The organism is Agrobacterium pusense (assembly GCF_900102105.1).
In the GTDB taxonomy this organism is placed as follows: domain Bacteria; phylum Pseudomonadota; class Alphaproteobacteria; order Rhizobiales; family Rhizobiaceae; genus Agrobacterium; species Agrobacterium pusense.
This window is the reverse complement of record NZ_FNBB01000001.1, coordinates 660,730-677,484: the sequence shown is the minus strand read 5'-3', so window position 1 is coordinate 677,484 and position 16,755 is coordinate 660,730. Positions and strand designations below refer to the sequence as shown.

15 protein-coding genes are annotated in these 16,755 nt (G+C 58.5%); 9 read left to right on the top strand and 6 right to left on the bottom strand.

Annotated elements, in window-relative coordinates; all coding sequences use genetic code 11:
• The first annotated feature begins 8 nt into the window (after positions 1–8).
• Both gshB and BLU28_RS03375 read left to right on the top strand, forming a co-directional pair.
• Positions 9–968: a glutathione synthase gene (gshB, locus tag BLU28_RS03380; RefSeq protein WP_022555488.1), complete on the top strand. Its 960-nt coding sequence runs from the start codon at positions 9–11 to the stop codon at positions 966–968.
• Positions 969–1,151: 183 nt separating this feature from the next.
• Positions 1,152–2,684, top strand: coding sequence for a YifB family Mg chelatase-like AAA ATPase (locus tag BLU28_RS03375; RefSeq protein ID WP_035206677.1), 1,533 nt, complete (start codon positions 1,152–1,154; stop codon positions 2,682–2,684).
• A gap of 201 nt (positions 2,685–2,885) precedes the next feature.
• On the opposite strand, the gene cysK is transcribed toward BLU28_RS03375, so the two are convergent.
• The 3 genes from cysK to dut all read right to left on the bottom strand — a co-directional run bounded on the left by cysK (position 2,886) and on the right by dut (position 5,171).
• Positions 2,886–3,854 (bottom strand): cysteine synthase A, encoded by a 969-nt coding sequence (gene cysK / locus BLU28_RS03370; RefSeq protein WP_006699690.1) that lies wholly within the window; start codon positions 3,852–3,854, stop codon positions 2,886–2,888.
• 141 nt (positions 3,855–3,995) lie between these two features.
• The gene (locus tag BLU28_RS03365) at positions 3,996–4,613 is read right to left on the bottom strand and encodes a LysE family translocator (RefSeq protein ID WP_006699689.1); all 618 of its coding nucleotides are present in this window, start codon (positions 4,611–4,613) and stop codon (positions 3,996–3,998) included.
• A gap of 87 nt (positions 4,614–4,700) precedes the next feature.
• Positions 4,701–5,171 carry a dUTP diphosphatase gene (gene dut, locus BLU28_RS03360; protein WP_022555491.1) on the bottom strand — a complete coding sequence of 157 codons (471 nt, stop codon included), beginning with the start codon at positions 5,169–5,171 and terminating at the stop codon, positions 4,701–4,703.
• A 90-nt stretch (positions 5,172–5,261) separates the two neighbouring features.
• Here dut and BLU28_RS03355 point away from each other — a divergent pair, with 90 nt between their 5' ends.
• The 3 genes from BLU28_RS03355 to BLU28_RS03345 all read left to right on the top strand — a co-directional run bounded on the left by BLU28_RS03355 (position 5,262) and on the right by BLU28_RS03345 (position 8,593).
• A complete protein-coding gene (locus BLU28_RS03355) occupies positions 5,262–6,845 on the top strand; it encodes a peptide chain release factor 3 (RefSeq protein ID WP_077986578.1) in 1,584 nt (527 codons plus the stop codon).
• Between the two features lie 171 nt (positions 6,846–7,016).
• Complete coding sequence (gene coaBC / locus BLU28_RS03350; RefSeq protein ID WP_077986579.1) at positions 7,017–8,222, top strand: bifunctional phosphopantothenoylcysteine decarboxylase/phosphopantothenate--cysteine ligase CoaBC; 1,206 nt, start codon at positions 7,017–7,019, stop codon at positions 8,220–8,222.
• The gene (locus BLU28_RS03345; RefSeq protein WP_004439515.1) at positions 8,219–8,593 is read left to right on the top strand and encodes an MmcQ/YjbR family DNA-binding protein; all 375 of its coding nucleotides are present in this window, start codon (positions 8,219–8,221) and stop codon (positions 8,591–8,593) included. Before coaBC ends, BLU28_RS03345 begins: the two co-directional genes overlap by 4 nt.
• A gap of 8 nt (positions 8,594–8,601) precedes the next feature.
• Here the strand turns inward: BLU28_RS03345 and olsE are convergent, their stop codons facing one another.
• From olsE to ubiE, 3 genes are all read right to left on the bottom strand, one after another.
• Positions 8,602–9,516, bottom strand: a complete 915-nt coding sequence (olsE, locus tag BLU28_RS03340; protein ID WP_077986580.1) for an ornithine lipid hydroxylase OlsE — start codon at positions 9,514–9,516, stop codon at positions 8,602–8,604.
• 160 nt (positions 9,517–9,676) lie between these two features.
• Complete coding sequence (gene ubiB / locus BLU28_RS03335) at positions 9,677–11,251, bottom strand: 2-polyprenylphenol 6-hydroxylase (protein WP_004439518.1); 1,575 nt, start codon at positions 11,249–11,251, stop codon at positions 9,677–9,679.
• Between the two features lie 36 nt (positions 11,252–11,287).
• Positions 11,288–12,064: a bifunctional demethylmenaquinone methyltransferase/2-methoxy-6-polyprenyl-1,4-benzoquinol methylase UbiE gene (ubiE, locus tag BLU28_RS03330; protein WP_077986581.1), complete on the bottom strand. Its 777-nt coding sequence runs from the start codon at positions 12,062–12,064 to the stop codon at positions 11,288–11,290.
• A gap of 143 nt (positions 12,065–12,207) precedes the next feature.
• On the opposite strand from ubiE, the gene mutM reads away from it, so the two are divergent.
• The 4 genes from mutM to dnaA all read left to right on the top strand — a co-directional run bounded on the left by mutM (position 12,208) and on the right by dnaA (position 16,696).
• Positions 12,208–13,104: a bifunctional DNA-formamidopyrimidine glycosylase/DNA-(apurinic or apyrimidinic site) lyase gene (gene mutM, locus BLU28_RS03325; RefSeq protein ID WP_077986582.1), complete on the top strand. Its 897-nt coding sequence runs from the start codon at positions 12,208–12,210 to the stop codon at positions 13,102–13,104.
• 27 nt (positions 13,105–13,131) lie between these two features.
• Positions 13,132–13,905 carry an enoyl-CoA hydratase gene (locus BLU28_RS03320; protein WP_004439522.1) on the top strand — a complete coding sequence of 258 codons (774 nt, stop codon included), beginning with the start codon at positions 13,132–13,134 and terminating at the stop codon, positions 13,903–13,905.
• Positions 13,906–14,100: 195 nt separating this feature from the next.
• A complete protein-coding gene (gene rpsT, locus BLU28_RS03315) occupies positions 14,101–14,367 on the top strand; it encodes a 30S ribosomal protein S20 (protein ID WP_004439523.1) in 267 nt (88 codons plus the stop codon).
• 865 nt (positions 14,368–15,232) lie between these two features.
• Entirely contained in the window at positions 15,233–16,696 is a 1,464-nt protein-coding gene (gene dnaA, locus BLU28_RS03310) for a chromosomal replication initiator protein DnaA (RefSeq protein WP_006699682.1), read from the top strand.
• Positions 16,697–16,755: the final 59 nt, after the last annotated feature.

Sequence of the window (16,755 nt, the reverse complement as noted above, 5' to 3'; positions counted from 1 at the left end):
ACATGCGCATGGCGAAGATCAAGAACGTCGCGATCCAGATGGATCATGTCTCAGGCATCAACATCGGCGGTGATTCCACCTTCGCCATGAGCCTTGAAGCGCAGGCGCGCGGATATCGGCTGTTCCATTACACGCCCGACCGCCTTTCCATGCGCGATGGCAAGATTTACGCGACCGTCGAGCAGATGGAGCTGCGCGACATCAAGGGTGACCATTTCTCGCTTTCCGAACCGGAGCGCGTCGATCTGTCCACGATGGATGTCATCCATCTGCGTCAGGATCCACCGTTCGACATGGCCTATATTACCTCCACCCATCTGCTGGAGCGCATTCATCCGAGGACCCTGGTGGTCAATGATCCCGCCTGGGTGCGCAATTCGCCGGAGAAGATCTTCGTCACCGAATTCGCGGATCTCATGCCGAAGACGCTGATCACGAAGGATGTCGCGGAAATCGCGCGCTTCCGCAACGAAATGGGCGATATCATTCTCAAGCCGCTTTATGGCAATGGCGGTGCGGGCGTCTTTCATTCAGCGCGGGACGACCGCAATTTCTCCTCGCTGCTGGAAATGTTCGGTCAGATGTTTCGCGAACCTTACATTGCTCAGGAATATCTGCCCGATGTCCGCAAGGGCGATAAACGCATCCTGCTGGTGGATGGAGAGCCGGTGGGTGCGATCAACCGCGTTCCAGCGGAAAACGACGCCCGTTCCAACATGCACGCTGGCGGCCGGCCTGAGCCTACGGAACTGACCGCGCGCGAAAAGGAAATCTGCCGCCGTATCGGCCCCGCCCTGCGCGAGCGTGGTTTCCTGTTCGTTGGAATTGATGTCATTGGCGATTACCTTACCGAAATCAACGTCACCTCGCCGACCGGCATTCGAGAGGTGCGGAAATTCGGCGGCGCCGATGTGGCGAGCCTGCTGTGGGACGCCATCGAGAAAAAGCGCGAAGCTCAGGATTTTTGACGAGACATAAATCGCTCTCGGTTTGTTCCGGCTATACAACTCGATACAACTAAAGTACAGCGGATGCGATAAATTGTTCGCTGGATGTTCTTGTTTTATTCTTTGAGCTGTGGCACGTTGCTTGGCAATGGTCGTGGATGGGGCATAAGGCTCTGAAAGCGCGACGGTTTGCGGGGGCAGGCCATGGTGGCACGGGTCAATACGGTGGCATTTCAGGGCATAGAGGGTGTGCCTGTCGAGGTTCAGGTCATGGTCGCACCGGGAAGGGTCGGCATCCAGATTGTCGGTCTGCCGGATAAAGCCGTCGCCGAAAGCCGGGAGCGCGTGCAGGCGGCATTACATGCCTCAGGCTTGGCGCTGCCGGCAAAGAAGGTCACGGTCAATCTTGCCCCTGCCGATCTGCCGAAGGAAGGATCGCATTTCGATCTTCCCATTGCCCTTAGCCTCATGGCTGCCCTGGGAGCCATACCGGCCGAAGCGCTGGGGCGTTACGTGGTCCTTGGCGAACTCAATCTCGATGGTACTATCGGCTTGGTTGCGGGCGCGCTTCCGGCAGCGATCGGGGCCAATGCGCTTGGCAAGGGACTGATTTGCCCGGCTGATAGCGGCCCGGAGGCGGCATGGGCCGGAGCCGGGATCGATATTCTCGCCCCGCGCAGCCTGATTGCGCTCGCTAATCACTTTCGTGGCACGCAGATCCTCTCGCGCCCGACGCCCGCCATTCGCGCCAATCCGGTCAATCTGCCTGATCTAGCTGACATAAAGGGGCAGGAGAGCGCCCGGCGGGCGCTGGAGGTGGCAGCCGCCGGCGGCCATAATCTGCTGATGGTCGGCCCGCCCGGCTCGGGAAAATCCATGCTCGCCGCCCGCTTGCCTTCGATCCTGCCGCCGCTGGAGGCGGCAGAACTGCTGGAAGTGTCCATGGTCCATTCCATTGCCGGCCAATTGTCGGGTGGCAAGCTTTCGGATCGCAGGCCTTTCCGCACGCCGCATCATTCCGCCACCATGGCGGCCCTGATCGGCGGCGGGCTGCGGGCCAAACCGGGTGAGGCTTCGCTTGCTCACCATGGCGTTCTTTTTCTGGATGAGTTCCCGGAATTTTCGCCGCAGGTGCTGGATGCCCTGCGTCAGCCGCTCGAAACCGGCGAATGCATTATCGCGCGTGCCAATCACCGTGTCAGCTATCCCGCGCAAATCCAGCTTGTCGCGGCAATGAATCCCTGCCGTTGCGGTATGGCGGGAGAGCCGGGTTTTACCTGTGCCAGAGGCCCACGTTGTGTGGCAGACTATCAGGCTCGCATTTCTGGCCCGCTGCTCGATCGCATCGACATCCGTATCGACGTTCCCGCCGTTTCCGCCGCCGATCTCATTCGGCCCGTGACGGCCGAACCGAGCGCCGTGGTCGCGGCGCGCGTCGCCGAAGCGCGCCTTGCCCAGCAGGAACGTTATGCGGCAGCGGGCTTCCCTGCCATCCGCACCAATGCCCGCTGCACGACAGCAATGATCGAAAAATACGCCGAACCGGACCAGTCCGGGCTGCAATTGCTGCGTGATGCGGCGGAGCGCATGAAGTTTTCCGCGCGCGGTTACCATCGCATTCTCAAGGTGGCCCGCACCCTGGCGGATCTGGATGGCAGGCAAACGGTTGGACGTATCCATATTGCCGAAGCAGTGTCCTATCGTATCGCCGGCGAAAGGCTAACCGCCGCGGCGTAAAACCAGCTAAGGGCACTTTGTCTGGGAAGGACGCTTATGCCTGCCGGTCAATCAGGCGGTTCCGGGAATGACGGGTAAAATGCTGTTTGGACAGCTCGGTAGCTGATGGGCCGAATGAGGGGGCCTTGAAACGGAAGTGCCGCCGGCAAACAGGCGGCACGTCAAATATTCGCTCTTCCGCAACCGGGTGCCGAGAAGGGGCTAGAGCCCAAGCCCTTCGAAAAGTGCTGTCGAAAGATAACGTTCCGCGAAGGAGGGAATGATGATGACAATGTTCTTGCCGGCATTTTCCTCACGCGCACCGACCTTGATTGCCGCCGCCAGCGCCGCACCCGAGGAGATGCCAACGGGCACGCCTTCCAGCCTCGCCGCCAGACGCGCGGTTTCGAAAGCCTCATCATTGGTGACGGTGACGATCTCGTCATAAATGCCGGTGTCGAGAATGGCGGGGGCAAAACCGGCGCCGATGCCCTGAATTTTGTGGGGGCCGGGGTTGCCACCGGAAAGAACAGGGCTGTCGGCGGGCTCCACCGCAATCACCTTCACCTCGGGCTTGCGGGATTTCAGAACCTGACCCGTGCCGGTGATCGTGCCGCCGGTGCCGATACCCGAGACCAAAATATCAACCGTGCCTTCGGTGTCGTTCCAGATTTCTTCAGCCGTCGTCTTGCGGTGGATCTCCGGATTGGCGGGGTTCTCAAACTGCTGCGGAATGATGGCGTCAGGCAGGGTTTCTGCCAGTTCCTGCGCCTTGGCGATGGCGCCCTTCATGCCCTTCGGGCCTTCGGTCAGCACCAGTTCCGCGCCCAGGAGAGCCAGCATTTTCCGACGCTCGACCGACATGGTTTCAGGCATGGTCAGGATCAGCTTGTAGCCTTTCGCGGCGGCAGCGAAGGCGAGCGCAATCCCCGTATTACCGGAGGTCGGTTCCACCAGCGTCGTCTTTCCGGGCGTAATCTTGCCCTGGGCTTCCAGAGCTTCAATCATGGCGACGCCGATGCGGTCCTTCACCGAAGCGATGGGATTGAAAAATTCGAGCTTGGCAAGAAGATTGGCCTTCACGCCTTTTTCCTTCGCCAGCTTGTCGAGCCGCACGATCGGTGTATCGCCGATTGTTTCCGTAATCGAGGAATAGACGCGTCCGCGTCCGGGCTTTCTGGCTTCCGGCATGATGCTCTCCTGTGTAAAGACCGCAAGATTTGAGCGGCAGAATAGGAGCAATAACCTCCGCAAGCTAGCGAACGTTCGTCCTAATATCCGTGAATTGCGGGAATAATTTCACGCCAGATCGCGGAAATGCACGAATTTGTTTTACGTGCTGCGGATGGCGATCATCGTTGCCGTTCCAGCCAGAATGCCCGCCGCGGTGCGGTTGAGAATTGTCAAGGCGCTCGGTCTTTTCAGGAGGTTGCGCGCTTTGGCCGCAAGCAGGATGTAAGGCAGGAGAACCGCCATCAGCACGACAAAGGTGATGGCAAGAAGCGTTGCATATTCCGAAGGGCCGATCATGCGGATGTCGATCAGCGTCGGCACCAGCGCCACATAAAAAAGCATGGTTTTTGGATTGCCGAGGGTAATCAGCAGGCCGGACAGGAAGGACATGGACATGCTGGTGCTCTTCTTCGCCTTCAGGTCCTGCGGCAAGAGACCGGCGGTCCAGAGCTTCCAGGCGATATAGAGAAGATAGGCCGCACCTGCAAATTTCAGGACCATGAAGGCCTCCTGAAAGGTCTGCGCGACGAAGGCCAGCCCCAGGATCACAGCGGTCAGATAGATCATGTCGCCAAGCACCAGCCCGAGACCCATAAAAAAGGTTTCCCGAAAGCCCGAACCCAGCGCCCGCGCCACGATTGCCGTCATGCCGGGGCCGGGAATGGCGGCAGCGATGAAGAGAGCGGTGGCATAAGCGAATAGGGTGGTCAGCGTCATGATCGTGTTTCCCTGAAAATCCGCCAGATCCATAGCGAAAATGCCGGGCAAAGACAATCAGTCCGCTCCTCTGCACCAGCGGTGTCGCTAAACGCCGGTAGAGCCGAAACCGCCGACGCCCCGTGCCGTCTGCGAGGTCTCCATCACTTCGACAACAGTCACCTGCGTCACGGGCGCGACGACCATCTGTGCAATACGCATGCCGCGCTCGACGACGAAATCGTCCTGACCGAGATTGGCGAGGATGACTTTCACCTCACCGCGATAATCGCTGTCCACCGTGCCCGGGGAATTGAGGCAGGTGATGCCGTTCTTGATGGCAAGGCCGGAGCGGGGGCGGATTTGCGCCTCATATCCGGCGGGAACTTCGAACACGAAGCCGGTCGGCACCAGCGCCCGTTCACCGGGTTTCAGGGTCAACGGCTCACCCACGGACACAGCTGCACGCAGGTCCATGCCGGCGGCGCCACCGGTCTCGTAAGAGGGGAGTTCAAGGCCCGCACCGTGGGCGAGGCGGGCGAGACGAAGAGGAGGCAGATTGTTGTTTTGAACGGTCATGCGGCATTAGTTTGCCGAGATCGCGGCAAGGTCAATTGCAAAACCGGGCCTGAAACGCTAGATACCCCGCAATTCCACAGGATTTGTCAGATGGCCGAAACACTTGCCGAGGCGGTCTCCCGCCGCCGCACCTTTGCTATTATCGCGCACCCGGACGCGGGTAAAACCACGCTCACCGAAAAGCTGCTGCTGTTCGGCGGAGCAATCCAGCTTGCCGGTGAGGTGAAGGCGAAAAAGGACCGCATCCAGACCCGTTCGGACTGGATGAAGATCGAGCGCGAGCGCGGCATTTCGGTCGTCACGTCGGTCATGACTTTCGAATATAACGACCGCGTCTTCAACATCCTCGATACGCCCGGCCACGAAGATTTCGCCGACGATACCTATCGTACGCTGACGGCCGTGGATGCGGCGATCATGGTCATCGACGCCGCCAAGGGTATCGAGCCGCGCACGCTGAAGCTGTTCGAAGTCTGCCGCATGCGCGATATTCCGATCATCACCTTCATCAACAAGATGGACCGCGAAAGCCGCGACCCCTTCGAGATACTGGACGAGGTGGAGGAGAAGCTGGCGCTCGATACGGCGCCGATCACCTGGCCGGTGGGCCGCGCCAAAACCTTCTGCGGCGCCTATCATCTTGCCGACAGCACGTTCCGTGGCGTCGACACGCAGGTGGAGGCCATGAAGGTTAACGGTCCGCAGGCGGTGGCGGATCGACTGCCGGAAAATGAGCGCGATGCTTTCATCGAAGAAACGGAACTGGCGATGGAAGCCTGCCGTCCCTTCGATCGGCAGGCTTTCCTCGAAGGTCATATGACGCCGGTCTTCTTCGGTTCGGCGCTGCGCAATTTCGGTGTGCGTGACCTTATCAATGCGCTCGGTGATTTCGCACCGCCGCCGCGCGATCAGGTGGCGGATACCCGCACCGTGCATGCGGCCGAAGACAAAATGACTGCCTTCGTCTTCAAGATTCAGGCCAATATGGACCCGAACCACCGCGACCGTATCGCCTTTGCCCGCATCTGCTCCGGCAGGCTGGAGCGCGGCATGAAGGCGCGCCTGTCACGCACCGGCAAGCAGATGGGGCTCACCGCGCCGCAATTCTTCTTCGCCTCGCAACGCCAGCTGGCTGACACAGCCTTTGCAGGTGATGTGGTCGGCATTCCGAACCACGGCACGCTCCGCATCGGCGATACGCTGACCGAGGGTGAAAACCTCGTGTTCCAGGGTGTGCCGAACTTCTCGCCGGAAATCCTGCGCCGTGTGCGTCTGGAAGATGCGATGAAGGCGAAGAAGCTGAAGGAAGCCCTTCAGCAAATGGCGGAAGAGGGCGTCGTGCAGCTCTTTTCGCCGGAAGACGGCTCGCCAGCCATCGTCGGCGTCGTCGGTGCGCTGCAGCTTGACGTGTTGAAGGAACGGCTGATGGGCGAATATGGCCTGCCGGTTTCCTTCGAAATGTCGCGCTTCTCGGTCTGCCGCTGGATTTCGTCCGATCAGCCGGCAGAAATGGACAAGTTCCTCAACGTCAAGCGTGGCGATATCGCCCGCGACCTGGATGGCGATCCGGTATTTCTGGCGCAGGATTCCTTTTCGCTGCGTTATGAATCCGAGCGTTTCCCCGCGATCAAGATGGTTGCGATCAAGGAATATCACGTCGCCAAGGCGGCGTGATATCGGCCGGGTTGCACTTTGTATGCCAAGGGCGGAGCATTTTCAGGAAAAATGCGCAAGCGGTTTTCCGTCCGGAAATGCGGAAAACAAAGAGCTAGAGCATTGAAGGTGATTACGTTTTCACCGAAAATGCTCTAGTTTCCCGCTGAAACGGGAAACTGGTCCGGCATCATGACGCTTTCAGACAAACATATTCTCCTCATCATATCAGGCGGCATCGCGGCCTATAAGAGCCTCGACCTCATCCGCCGTCTGAAAGAGCGCGGCGCAAAGGTTACGCCTGTCATGACGAAAGGCGCGCAGGAATTTATCACCCCGCTCGCCGTTGGTGCATTGTCTGCCACCCATGTTTTCACGGAGCTTTTTTCACGGCAGGACGAGCAGGATGTCGGTCATATCAGGCTGGCGCGCGATTGCGATCTCGTGCTGGTGGCGCCCGCCACCGCCGATCTCATGGCGAAGATGGCACATGGTTTGGCCGATGATCTAGCTTCGGCGGTCCTTCTTGCGACCGACCGCAAGGTGCTGGTTGCGCCGGCGATGAACCCAAAAATGTGGTCGGCAAAGCCAACAATGCGCAATGTCGATACGCTGAAGAAAGACGGTGTGTTTTTCGTCGGACCAATGGCCGGCGAGATGGCTGAGAAGGGGGAGGCTGGTCTCGGCCGAATGGCGGAGCCTTTACAGATCGTCCAAGCCGTTGAAGCGCTGCTGGATGGGGGGACGAAGCCCCTGAAGGGCAAGACGGCGATCGTGACCTCCGGCCCTACGCATGAGCCGATCGATCCCGTGCGCTACATCGCCAACCGTTCATCGGGCAAGCAGGGCCATGCGATTGCAGCGGCTCTCGCGGAACTCGGTGCAGACGTAACGCTGGTTTCCGGGCCGGTGACCATTGCTGATCCCGCCGGTGTGACGGTAATCCATATCGAGCGCGCCGAAGAAATGCGGGACGCGGTGATCTCAAGGCTGCCGGCGGATATCGCCGTCATGGTTGCCGCCGTCGCCGACTGGCGGGTGGCGGGTTCATCAGAACAAAAGATCAAGAAACAGCCAGGTGATGCGCCGCCGTCGCTCCAGCTGACGGAAAATCCCGATATTCTCAAAACCGTCGGCCACCATGAAAACCGTCCAAAGCTAGTGGTGGGCTTCGCTGCCGAAACGCAGGACGTGGAAAAAAACGGTCGCGCCAAACTGGAACGCAAGGGCGCGGACTACATCGTCGCCAATGACGTCTCGGCGCAAACCGGAATCATGGGTGGAGACCGCAACAGCGTGAAAATCATTTCGGCTGAGGGTGTTGAGGCATGGCCGGATCTCGATAAGGCCGAAGTGGCAAAACGTCTGGCAGCCTTTGTCGCGGAGAAACTCACATGACCATTTTTGATCGCAAGACATTCGACAGGATGCTTGGCGAATGGCCGGGCGTGCGTTTCGTCGATCAATGGGATTCGCATGTTGCCAAGGTGGGCGACAAGGTCTTTGCCGTGCTGGGCGAACGGGAAGACTGGCGGCTGGTGGTGAAATGCTCGGAGGAGAGCTTTGAAATCCTCACTGCGCTCGAAGGTATCGCCCAGGCGCCGTATTTTGCGAAACGCAAATGGATATCGATTGCCGATCATTCTCCGCTCGAACGGGAAGAAGTGGAGCACTATGTTCGCCGCTCCTATGAGCTTGTGGCAGCCGGCCTGACAAAAAAACTGCGAGGCGAGCTGGGCATCGTGATCGATCCCGCACCCGCCCTATAATTTCCGCTTCAATTGACCTTTTTGTCCTTGCCGATGATCTGGCGGACGCCTTCTTTGGTGAAGGGCTGCACGAGCTGTGGCAAAAACCCCTTGGCGATCTCACCCTTGATGCCGATATCAGTTGATGAGGGTCGGTCAGGGTTATGGTAGGAGCCAAAGAGAATATCGAAGATGACGAGGTTTTCGCCGTAATTGGTATTGCCTTCCGGAAGCTGTTTTGAATGGTGCCAACGATGTAGGCGCGGCGTGCTGAAGACATAGTCGAGCACACCCGTTTTCATGTCGACATTGCAATGGGTCAAGATACCGATGAATGCGGTCACAGCACCCAGCCACCAGAACACCTGCAGCGGCGCACCCATGAAATAAAGCGGAATCTGGCTGAGCGCGATCTTGAACAGGGAATCGGCCACATGGAACCGCCCGGTATTGACGACCCATAGCCGTACGACGCTGTGATGCAGGGCATGGAACCGCCAGAAAAAAACGGTTTCATGCGCGATGCGATGGGCCCAGTAGAGACCGAATTCGGCAATCGTTACCGCAAGCGAGACCTGCACCACCATTGGCAGATGCGATGGCCACAGGTCAAAGCGCATTGCCGCGAGCGGCTGGAGCACGTTCGCGGCCAGCATCGGGAAGATGGCCGATGCTGCGGCGGCAAGTTGCACCAGCCCCTTGGTCAAAAGCGTGTGGCCGATGCTCGTCATTGTCTCGCCATCCCCTTCGAGCCATTCGACTTCATAGGGAATATAGCGTTCGAGAAGAAAGAGAGTGATAACCGCGCAGGCATAAACACTGAGAAACGCCGCGATCGGATGGCTGCTCGTGAAGGCGAAATATGACCCCACGAGGCCGCCAACAAAGACGAGTGGCCAGGAAGAATAGGAGAGGGTCTGTTTCAGTATCTGCACTTTTGCCATCACAATCAAATCCCGTCCGGCATCATCCGTCTCTAGCACCCGCGCACTATCGCGGCTTCAAAGCAGCCCTTACCCGCACAACTGCCTGACCCGAGGAAAGGCCAGGTCTTTATTACCTCGAGACGTTACACAAACATGGCACGGAAACGTGCCGAGATGTTCAGCTTACCTTGATGGCAATAAAGACAAGCGTCAGCGCAATAACCCACAGCGCTATCCGCCCCCATCTGGTATGGCGCGCTTCTGCCCTGCCGATGGCTTCTGCGGTCTGCGCGTCGAAGCGCAAGCCATGCTCGCTCATATACATCAGTTCCGAATGCAGCTTCTCCGTCTTGGCGGCGATCTCTGGCGCTGCCTCGGCGAGCTTCAGGGCGGCCTTCACGCCGTCTTTCAGATCGGTCACGATACGTTTCGGGCCGAGATTGTCCCTTATCCAGCCACTGACAACAGGGTCAGCCGCCTTCCACATGTTGAAGCGCGGATTGAGCATACGCGACACGCCTTCCACCACCACCATGGTCTTTTGCAGCATCACGAGTTCCGGCCGGGTTTCCATGTCGAAAAGCTCGGTGACTTCAAAGAGAAGGGTCAGGAGCTTGCCCATGGAGATCGTCTCGGCCGGCTGGCCGTGAATTGGCTCGCCGATGGCGCGGATCGCCTGCGCGAAACTCGCTATGTCGTGATGGCCCGGCACGTAACCGGCCTCGAAATGTACTTCCGCCACCCGCATGTAATCGCGCGTGATGAAGCCGTAGAGGATTTCAGCGAGAAACCGCCGCTCCTTTTTCCCGAGCCGTCCGGCGATGCCCATATCGACCGCGACTATCATGCCCTGCGGATCGACGAAAAGATTGCCGGGATGCATGTCGGCATGGAAAAAACCGTCGCGCAGGGTGTGCCGCAGGAAGGACTGGATTAGCGTGTCGGCGAGCTTGTTCAGGTCGTGACCGGCGGCCTTCAGGCCTTCAATGTCCGACATCTTGACGCCGTCGATCCACTCCATGGTGACGACGTCACGACCGGTGCGTTCCCAGTCGACTTCGGGAACACGAAAACCGGGATCTTGCCTGGTGTTTTCCGCAAGCTCGGAAAGGGCGGCGGCCTCAAGCCGCAGATCCATCTCGATCTTGGTGGTCTGCTCCAGCGTGCGCGTCACTTCGACCGGGCGCAGACGACGGGCCGAGCGGACAAAGCGCTGTTGCAGGTCGGCGATCAGATACATCGCCTCGAGATCGTTCTGGAAGCGTTGTCGCACGCCGGGACGGATCACCTTCACGGCAACCTTGCGTGGCCCCTTTGGCGTATCCACAATCGCCGGATGGACCTGGGCGATGGAGGCGGCGGCGATCGGGTCGCCAAATTCCCTGTAGAGTTCCGAAACCGGCCGTCCGAGCGATCCCTCGATATTCGCTTTGGCGGCTGCGGCTGGGAAAAAGGCCATGCGGTCCTGAAGGCTTGCGAGATCGTCCGCGAACTCCGCGCCCACCACATCCGGACGGGTGGCCAGAAACTGACCCATCTTCACATAGGACGGTCCAAGCCGCTCGACGGCCACCGCCAGCCGATCGCTACGCTGCGCTCTTTTCGCCTTGCTACGGGCGAATGGCTTCAGCAGGGCTTTTAACACCTGCGCGGGAGCGGGCAGGTCATCGGACGGCAGGGCCAGGACGACGCCTTCGCGCACGAGAACCCAGCCAACCCTTGCGAGGCGGAAATATGCGCCCAAAGTGCTCATGCTTATGCTTGTCTCCTGCCTGTGCCGGCCATGGTCTTAGAGCTTCCAGCCGGAATGCAGGGCGGCGATGCCGCCGGTGTAATTGGTATAGGTCACGCGGGAGAAGCCGGCGGTGCGGATCATCGTCGCAAAATCCTCCTGATTGGGGAATTTACGGATGGATTCGACCAGATACTGATAGGGTTCAGCGTCGCCGGTGATCATCTTGCCGAATTGCGGAATGGCATTGAACGACCACGCGTCGTAGACGCGATCAAGCAGCGGCATCTCAACTTCGGAAAACTCCAGCACCAGAAGCCGCCCGCCGCGCTTCAGCACACGGTGCGCTTCCTTCAGCGCAACGTTGATGCGCGGAACATTGCGAATGCCAAAGGCGATCGTATAGGCGTCGAAGCTGTTCGCCTCAAAAGGTAGTTCCTCGGCATTGGCCTCCACGAAGGTCAAATTGTCCGAAAGCTTCTTTTTCGCCGCGCGCTCTTCGCCGACGGCAAGCATCGAGCCGTTGATATCGAGAACGGTGGCATGCGCCAGACGGTTGGAAGCTTCGATGATCCGGAAGGCAATATCCCCGGTACCACCAGCCACGTCCAGAACCTTGTAGGAGGGATCCTTGCGCGGCGAAAGCGAGGACACCATGGCGTCCTTCCACAGCCGGTGCAGGCCGGCCGACATCACGTCGTTCATGATATCGTAGCGCTTGGCCACCTTGTGGAAGACCTCGTTGACCATCCCCTGCTTCTGGCCTTCGTCCACCTTGTGGAAGCCATAGGACGTTTCCATGCCGCCTTGGGCGGTGGTACGGGCGTCGGTCATCGTCTGTCTCCATATTTATTGCGTGGCGGACCATAGCGGAAACGCCATGGCGACGCTATCTGTTGCCGCATCGCCTGGGCGCGACATTTCGCGTGCACTTTATAGACCACATGGTCCTAACGAAAAACTGCCGGATAAGCCAGATGCCAGAATTGCCAGAAGTCGAAACCGTCAGACGCGGCCTTGCTCCCGCCATGGAAGGGGCAAGGGTTCGCAAGCTCCATCTCGGCCGCCCCGACCTGCGGTTTCCGTTTCCAGAGGATTTCGCGGAGCTTATCGAGGGGAAGACAATCATCTCGCTCGGAAGGCGGGCAAAATATCTTCTGATCGAGCTGGAGGACGGGCTGACAATCGTGTCCCATCTCGGCATGTCCGGCTCTTTCCGCGTGGAAGCGGAAGCCGATGCAGAAGGCAGCATACCCGGCGTGTTCCACCATCCCCGCTCGAAGGACGGCAAGCACGACCACGTCGTCTTTTATCTGGATAAAGGCGAAGAGCGCATCTGCGTTATATATAATGATCCGCGTCGCTTCGGCTTCATGCATCTGGTGGAGCGCAGCAAGCTCGATCTTTATCCCGCCTTTGCGGAACTTGGCCCGGAGCCAACAGGCAATACGCTGAGCGCGGATTATCTCGCGAGCCGGTTCGACGGTAAAAGCCAACCGCTGAAAAGCACGCTGCTGGACCAGAAGGTTATTGCCGGCCTCGGCAATATCTATGTCTGCGAGGCGCTGTGGCGCGCCCATCTTTCCCCCCTGCGTGCCGCCGGAACGCTGGTAACGAAAGGTGGCAAGCCCACAGCGAAGCTTGTCGATCTCACGGAGAAAATCCGCGATGTCATCGCCGATGCCATCGCCGCCGGGGGCTCATCATTGCGCGACCACATACAGACGGATGGAACGCTTGGTTATTTCCAGCATTCCTTTTCGGTCTACGATCAGGAGGGGCAGCCTTGCCGTACCCCCGGCTGCAGGGGTACGGTTGACAGGGTGGTGCAGGCTGGCCGCTCCACCTTTTATTGCGCCGCCTGCCAGAAATGAACGAACGACGGAGAAGGGGAGACTGCCGTGGATTATGAAACGATATTGGTCGAAAAGCGCGACGAGGTAGGGGTCATCACGCTCAATCGTCCAAAGGCGCTAAACGCTCTCAATTCCGTGCTTCTGAAAGAGCTGCGACACATCCTGTCTTCATTTTCCGTGGACGATTCCATCGGTGCGGTCGTTATCACCGGCTCTGAGAAGGCATTTGCGGCTGGTGCCGATATCAAGGAAATGCAGGGGCTGGATTTCGTCGATGCCTATGTCGGCGATTTTCTTGGCGGCTGGGACGAGGTTGCGGCCACCCGCAAACCCGTCATCGCCGCCGTTTCCGGTTTTGCCCTCGGGGGCGGGTGCGAACTCGCCATGATGTGCGACTTCATCATAGCATCCGATACGGCAAAGTTCGGCCAGCCGGAGATCACGCTGGGTGTCATTCCAGGCATGGGCGGCTCCCAGCGGCTGACGCGTGCGGTGGGTAAGGCAAAGGCGATGGACCTCGTTCTGACTGGCCGCATGATGGATGCGGCGGAAGCCGAGCGCGCCGGTCTCGTATCGAGAATCGTACCGGCCGCGAACCTGATGGACGAGGCGGTGGAGGCCGCCACCCGCATCGCGTCGCTGTCGCGTGCCTCCGTGCTCATGGCCAAGGAAAGTGTCAATCGTTCCTTCGAAGTGCCGCTTTCGGAAGGTCTGAGATATGAAAGACGGTCCTTTCAGTCGCTTTTCGCCACGGCAGATCAGAAGGAGGGCATGGCGGCCTTCGTCGAAAAGCGCAAACCTGCTTTCCGGAATCGCTAAGGATTCGGAATATCGGCGCTTTTAAGCGTTTTGCGCGTTGACGGGCGTAAGCTTTAGCGGTATATGCCCGCCCACGGTTAAGGAAAGCCATCCGGCTTGTCCGAAATTACTCCCGCATTCTTGGGTTACGTGAGGTCTTCGAAAGACCCGATCCTCTGGTTGCGGAATTTGGTTTGAATTCGAAGAGAGGCATACATGGCCAATACAACTTCGGCGAAAAAGGCGACCCGCAAGATCGCTCGCCGTACCGCAGTCAACAAGGCTCGCCGTTCGCGCGTTCGCGGCTTCATCCGCAAGGTCGAGGAAGCAATCGCTACCGGTGATCTCGCTGTCGCTACCGAAGCTTTGAAGGCAGCTCAGCCCGAGATCCAGCGCGCCGCTACGAAGGGCGTTCTGCATGGCAACACGGCATCCCGTAAGGTGTCGCGTCTTGCACAGCGCGTGAAGGCTCTTTCCGCCTAATCCGGCTAATTACAAATAATTATTCAAAAAGCCTGGTCTTTGACCGGGCTTTTTCTGATTCTAACCGCCTGTTAATCATTCCTCCCGTAACGTGACAAATGCGTGTCAACTGAACGACAGGAAAAACTAAGCAAAAACAATTACTTGCTGGAGGTCTTCTCCAAAATGGGAAGCTTGCTCTACGGAAGTCGGGGCAAGTTTTGAGTCAAGAAGATTTTTATTTTTTTGCCAAAACAGGCTCTCAAAAAACGCCAAAATTGAATCTCATTGATTCATAAGCGATTCTGCTTTGAACCTTGACGGTGATGCAAAACGGCCTTTGCGAGTCAATGGCCGATCTACGTTTTTGCAGAAAAAACGCCATTGATCTCTCCCCACGATCCTGCCTAAATGCATTCCAACAAGGGGTGCGGATCTCAGTCCACAGATTATCTCGATGTTCGTATCGACGATATTCACCTTCTTGCTGACGGGTCTTTCGAGGTCCGTTTTTTCAGGTCATGGAGCTTTTTGTACCGTTTCGGTCTCGGAACGGGCGGGAGCTTTTTGTCCTCAAAAATGCGCCTTAAGGTTGTGGCGAAAGGAGCGTTTTGAGCGTGTCGCAGGCCTCTCCATGAGGGAGAGGGAAATGGGAAACCGGCTCGCAAACGAGAATAGTCTTTGACGTTCTTTCGAGGGGAACGCTGAGGGCGGGAATAAACGAGGGGGATCTCTGGCGATCTATTTTGGTCGTCAGGCTATGATTGGCAATTTGAAAGGCGGCAATATGCAATTGAATTTGGCGATGGGTGCGGTGGCTGATGGGGACCGCGCACCAAAGGCATGTGATGCAGCTTGCTCAGAGGCGGCAGGGGACAAATCGGCAATGAAGCATGATGCGCTGTTTGAACGTTTTAGCGCGCGGCTCAAGGCACAGGTTGGTCCGGAAGTCTATGCGAGCTGGTTTGCACGGCTGAAACTCCATTCCGTTTCGAAAAGCGTCGTTCGTTTTACCGTTCCGACGACCTTTCTGAAGTCCTGGATCAATAACCGTTATATGGACCTGATCACCAGCCTCGTGCAGAGCGAGGATCCGGATGTGCTGAAGGTGGAGATTCTGGTCCGCTCGGCCAGCCGCCCGGTGCGCCCGGCCCAGGCTGAGGAACGGACACAGCCCGCTCAGGAAATCGGGGCGGTTCAGCGCAACAAGCCTTTTGTCCCGCAGCAGCCCGCGGCGGCGCCTTCTGCGCAGCCCGTGGCCGCGCAGGCAACCCTGCGTCAGGGCGGCTCCGGTCCGCTGTTCGGGTCACCGCTAGATACCCGTTTCACCTTCGAGACGTTTGTAGAAGGTTCCTCCAACCGTGTTGCGCTTGCAGCCGCAAAGACGATCGCAGAAGCCGGCGCCGGCGCTGTGCGTTTTAATCCGCTGTTCATCCATGCGGGTGTGGGCCTCGGCAAGACACATCTTCTGCAGGCTATCGCGAATGCGGCCATCGACAGCCCGCGCAATCCGCGCGTGGTTTATCTGACGGCCGAATATTTCATGTGGCGTTTCGCAACCGCGATCCGTGACAATGACGCTCTGACGCTGAAGGATACGCTGCGCAATATCGATCTGCTCGTCATCGATGACATGCAGTTTCTGCAGGGCAAGATGATCCAGCACGAATTCTGCCACCTGCTGAACATGCTGCTCGACAGCGCCAAGCAGGTCGTGGTTGCGGCTGACCGCGCTCCATGGGAACTGGAATCGCTCGATCCGCGCGTGCGCTCCCGCCTTCAGGGCGGCATGGCCATCGAGATCGAAGGGCCCGATTACGACATGCGTTATGAAATGCTCAACCGCCGCCTCGGTTCGGCCCGTCAGGAAGATCCTTCCTTTGATATTTCGGACGAAATCCTGACCCATGTCGCCAAAAGCGTTACGGCGAGCGGTCGCGAACTTGAGGGTGCGTTCAACCAGCTGATGTTCCGGCGCTCTTTCGAACCGAATCTGTCGGTCGACCGGGTCGATGAACTACTGTCGCATCTCGTCGGCACGGGCGAGGCCAAGCGCGTGCGTATTGAGGATATTCAGCGGATCGTCGCCAAGCATTACAACGTGTCGCGGCAGGAACTGGTGTCCAACCGCCGCACCCGAGTCATCGTCAAGCCACGCCAGATCGCCATGTATCTGGCGAAGATGCTGACGCCGCGGTCTTTCCCGGAGATCGGCCGCCGTTTTGGCGGACGTGACCATACCACGGTTCTGCATGCGGTGCGCAAGATCGAGGAGCTGATCTCCGGCGATACCAAGCTCGGTCATGAGGTCGAACTGCTGAAGCGCCTGATCAACGAAAACAACGCATGAAAAAAGCGGCCTCCGGGCCGCTTTTTTATTCTCTTCTTGTTTGATGACTAAAGCCGATG

Excerpts from the sequence above, each read along its gene's own strand:
- ubiE (WP_077986581.1), bottom strand. The coding sequence starts at position 12,064 with ATGACCGACGCCCGTACCACCGCCCAAGGCGGCATGGAAACGTCCTAT.
- BLU28_RS03375 (WP_035206677.1), top strand. The coding sequence starts at position 1,152 with ATGGTGGCACGGGTCAATACGGTGGCATTTCAGGGCATAGAGGGTGTG.
- BLU28_RS03355 (WP_077986578.1), top strand. The coding sequence starts at position 5,262 with ATGGCCGAAACACTTGCCGAGGCGGTCTCCCGCCGCCGCACCTTTGCT.
- BLU28_RS03345 (WP_004439515.1), top strand. The coding sequence starts at position 8,219 with ATGACCATTTTTGATCGCAAGACATTCGACAGGATGCTTGGCGAATGG.
- gshB (WP_022555488.1), top strand. The coding sequence starts at position 9 with ATGGCGAAGATCAAGAACGTCGCGATCCAGATGGATCATGTCTCAGGC.
- olsE (WP_077986580.1), bottom strand. The coding sequence starts at position 9,516 with ATGGCAAAAGTGCAGATACTGAAACAGACCCTCTCCTATTCTTCCTGG.
- dnaA (WP_006699682.1), top strand. The coding sequence starts at position 15,233 with ATGAAGCATGATGCGCTGTTTGAACGTTTTAGCGCGCGGCTCAAGGCA.
- ubiB (WP_004439518.1), bottom strand. The coding sequence starts at position 11,251 with ATGAGCACTTTGGGCGCATATTTCCGCCTCGCAAGGGTTGGCTGGGTT.
- rpsT (WP_004439523.1), top strand. The coding sequence starts at position 14,101 with ATGGCCAATACAACTTCGGCGAAAAAGGCGACCCGCAAGATCGCTCGC.
- dut (WP_022555491.1), bottom strand. The coding sequence starts at position 5,171 with ATGACCGTTCAAAACAACAATCTGCCTCCTCTTCGTCTCGCCCGCCTC.
- cysK (WP_006699690.1), bottom strand. The coding sequence starts at position 3,854 with ATGCCGGAAGCCAGAAAGCCCGGACGCGGACGCGTCTATTCCTCGATT.
- BLU28_RS03365 (WP_006699689.1), bottom strand. The coding sequence starts at position 4,613 with ATGACGCTGACCACCCTATTCGCTTATGCCACCGCTCTCTTCATCGCT.
- mutM (WP_077986582.1), top strand. The coding sequence starts at position 12,208 with ATGCCAGAATTGCCAGAAGTCGAAACCGTCAGACGCGGCCTTGCTCCC.
- coaBC (WP_077986579.1), top strand. The coding sequence starts at position 7,017 with ATGACGCTTTCAGACAAACATATTCTCCTCATCATATCAGGCGGCATC.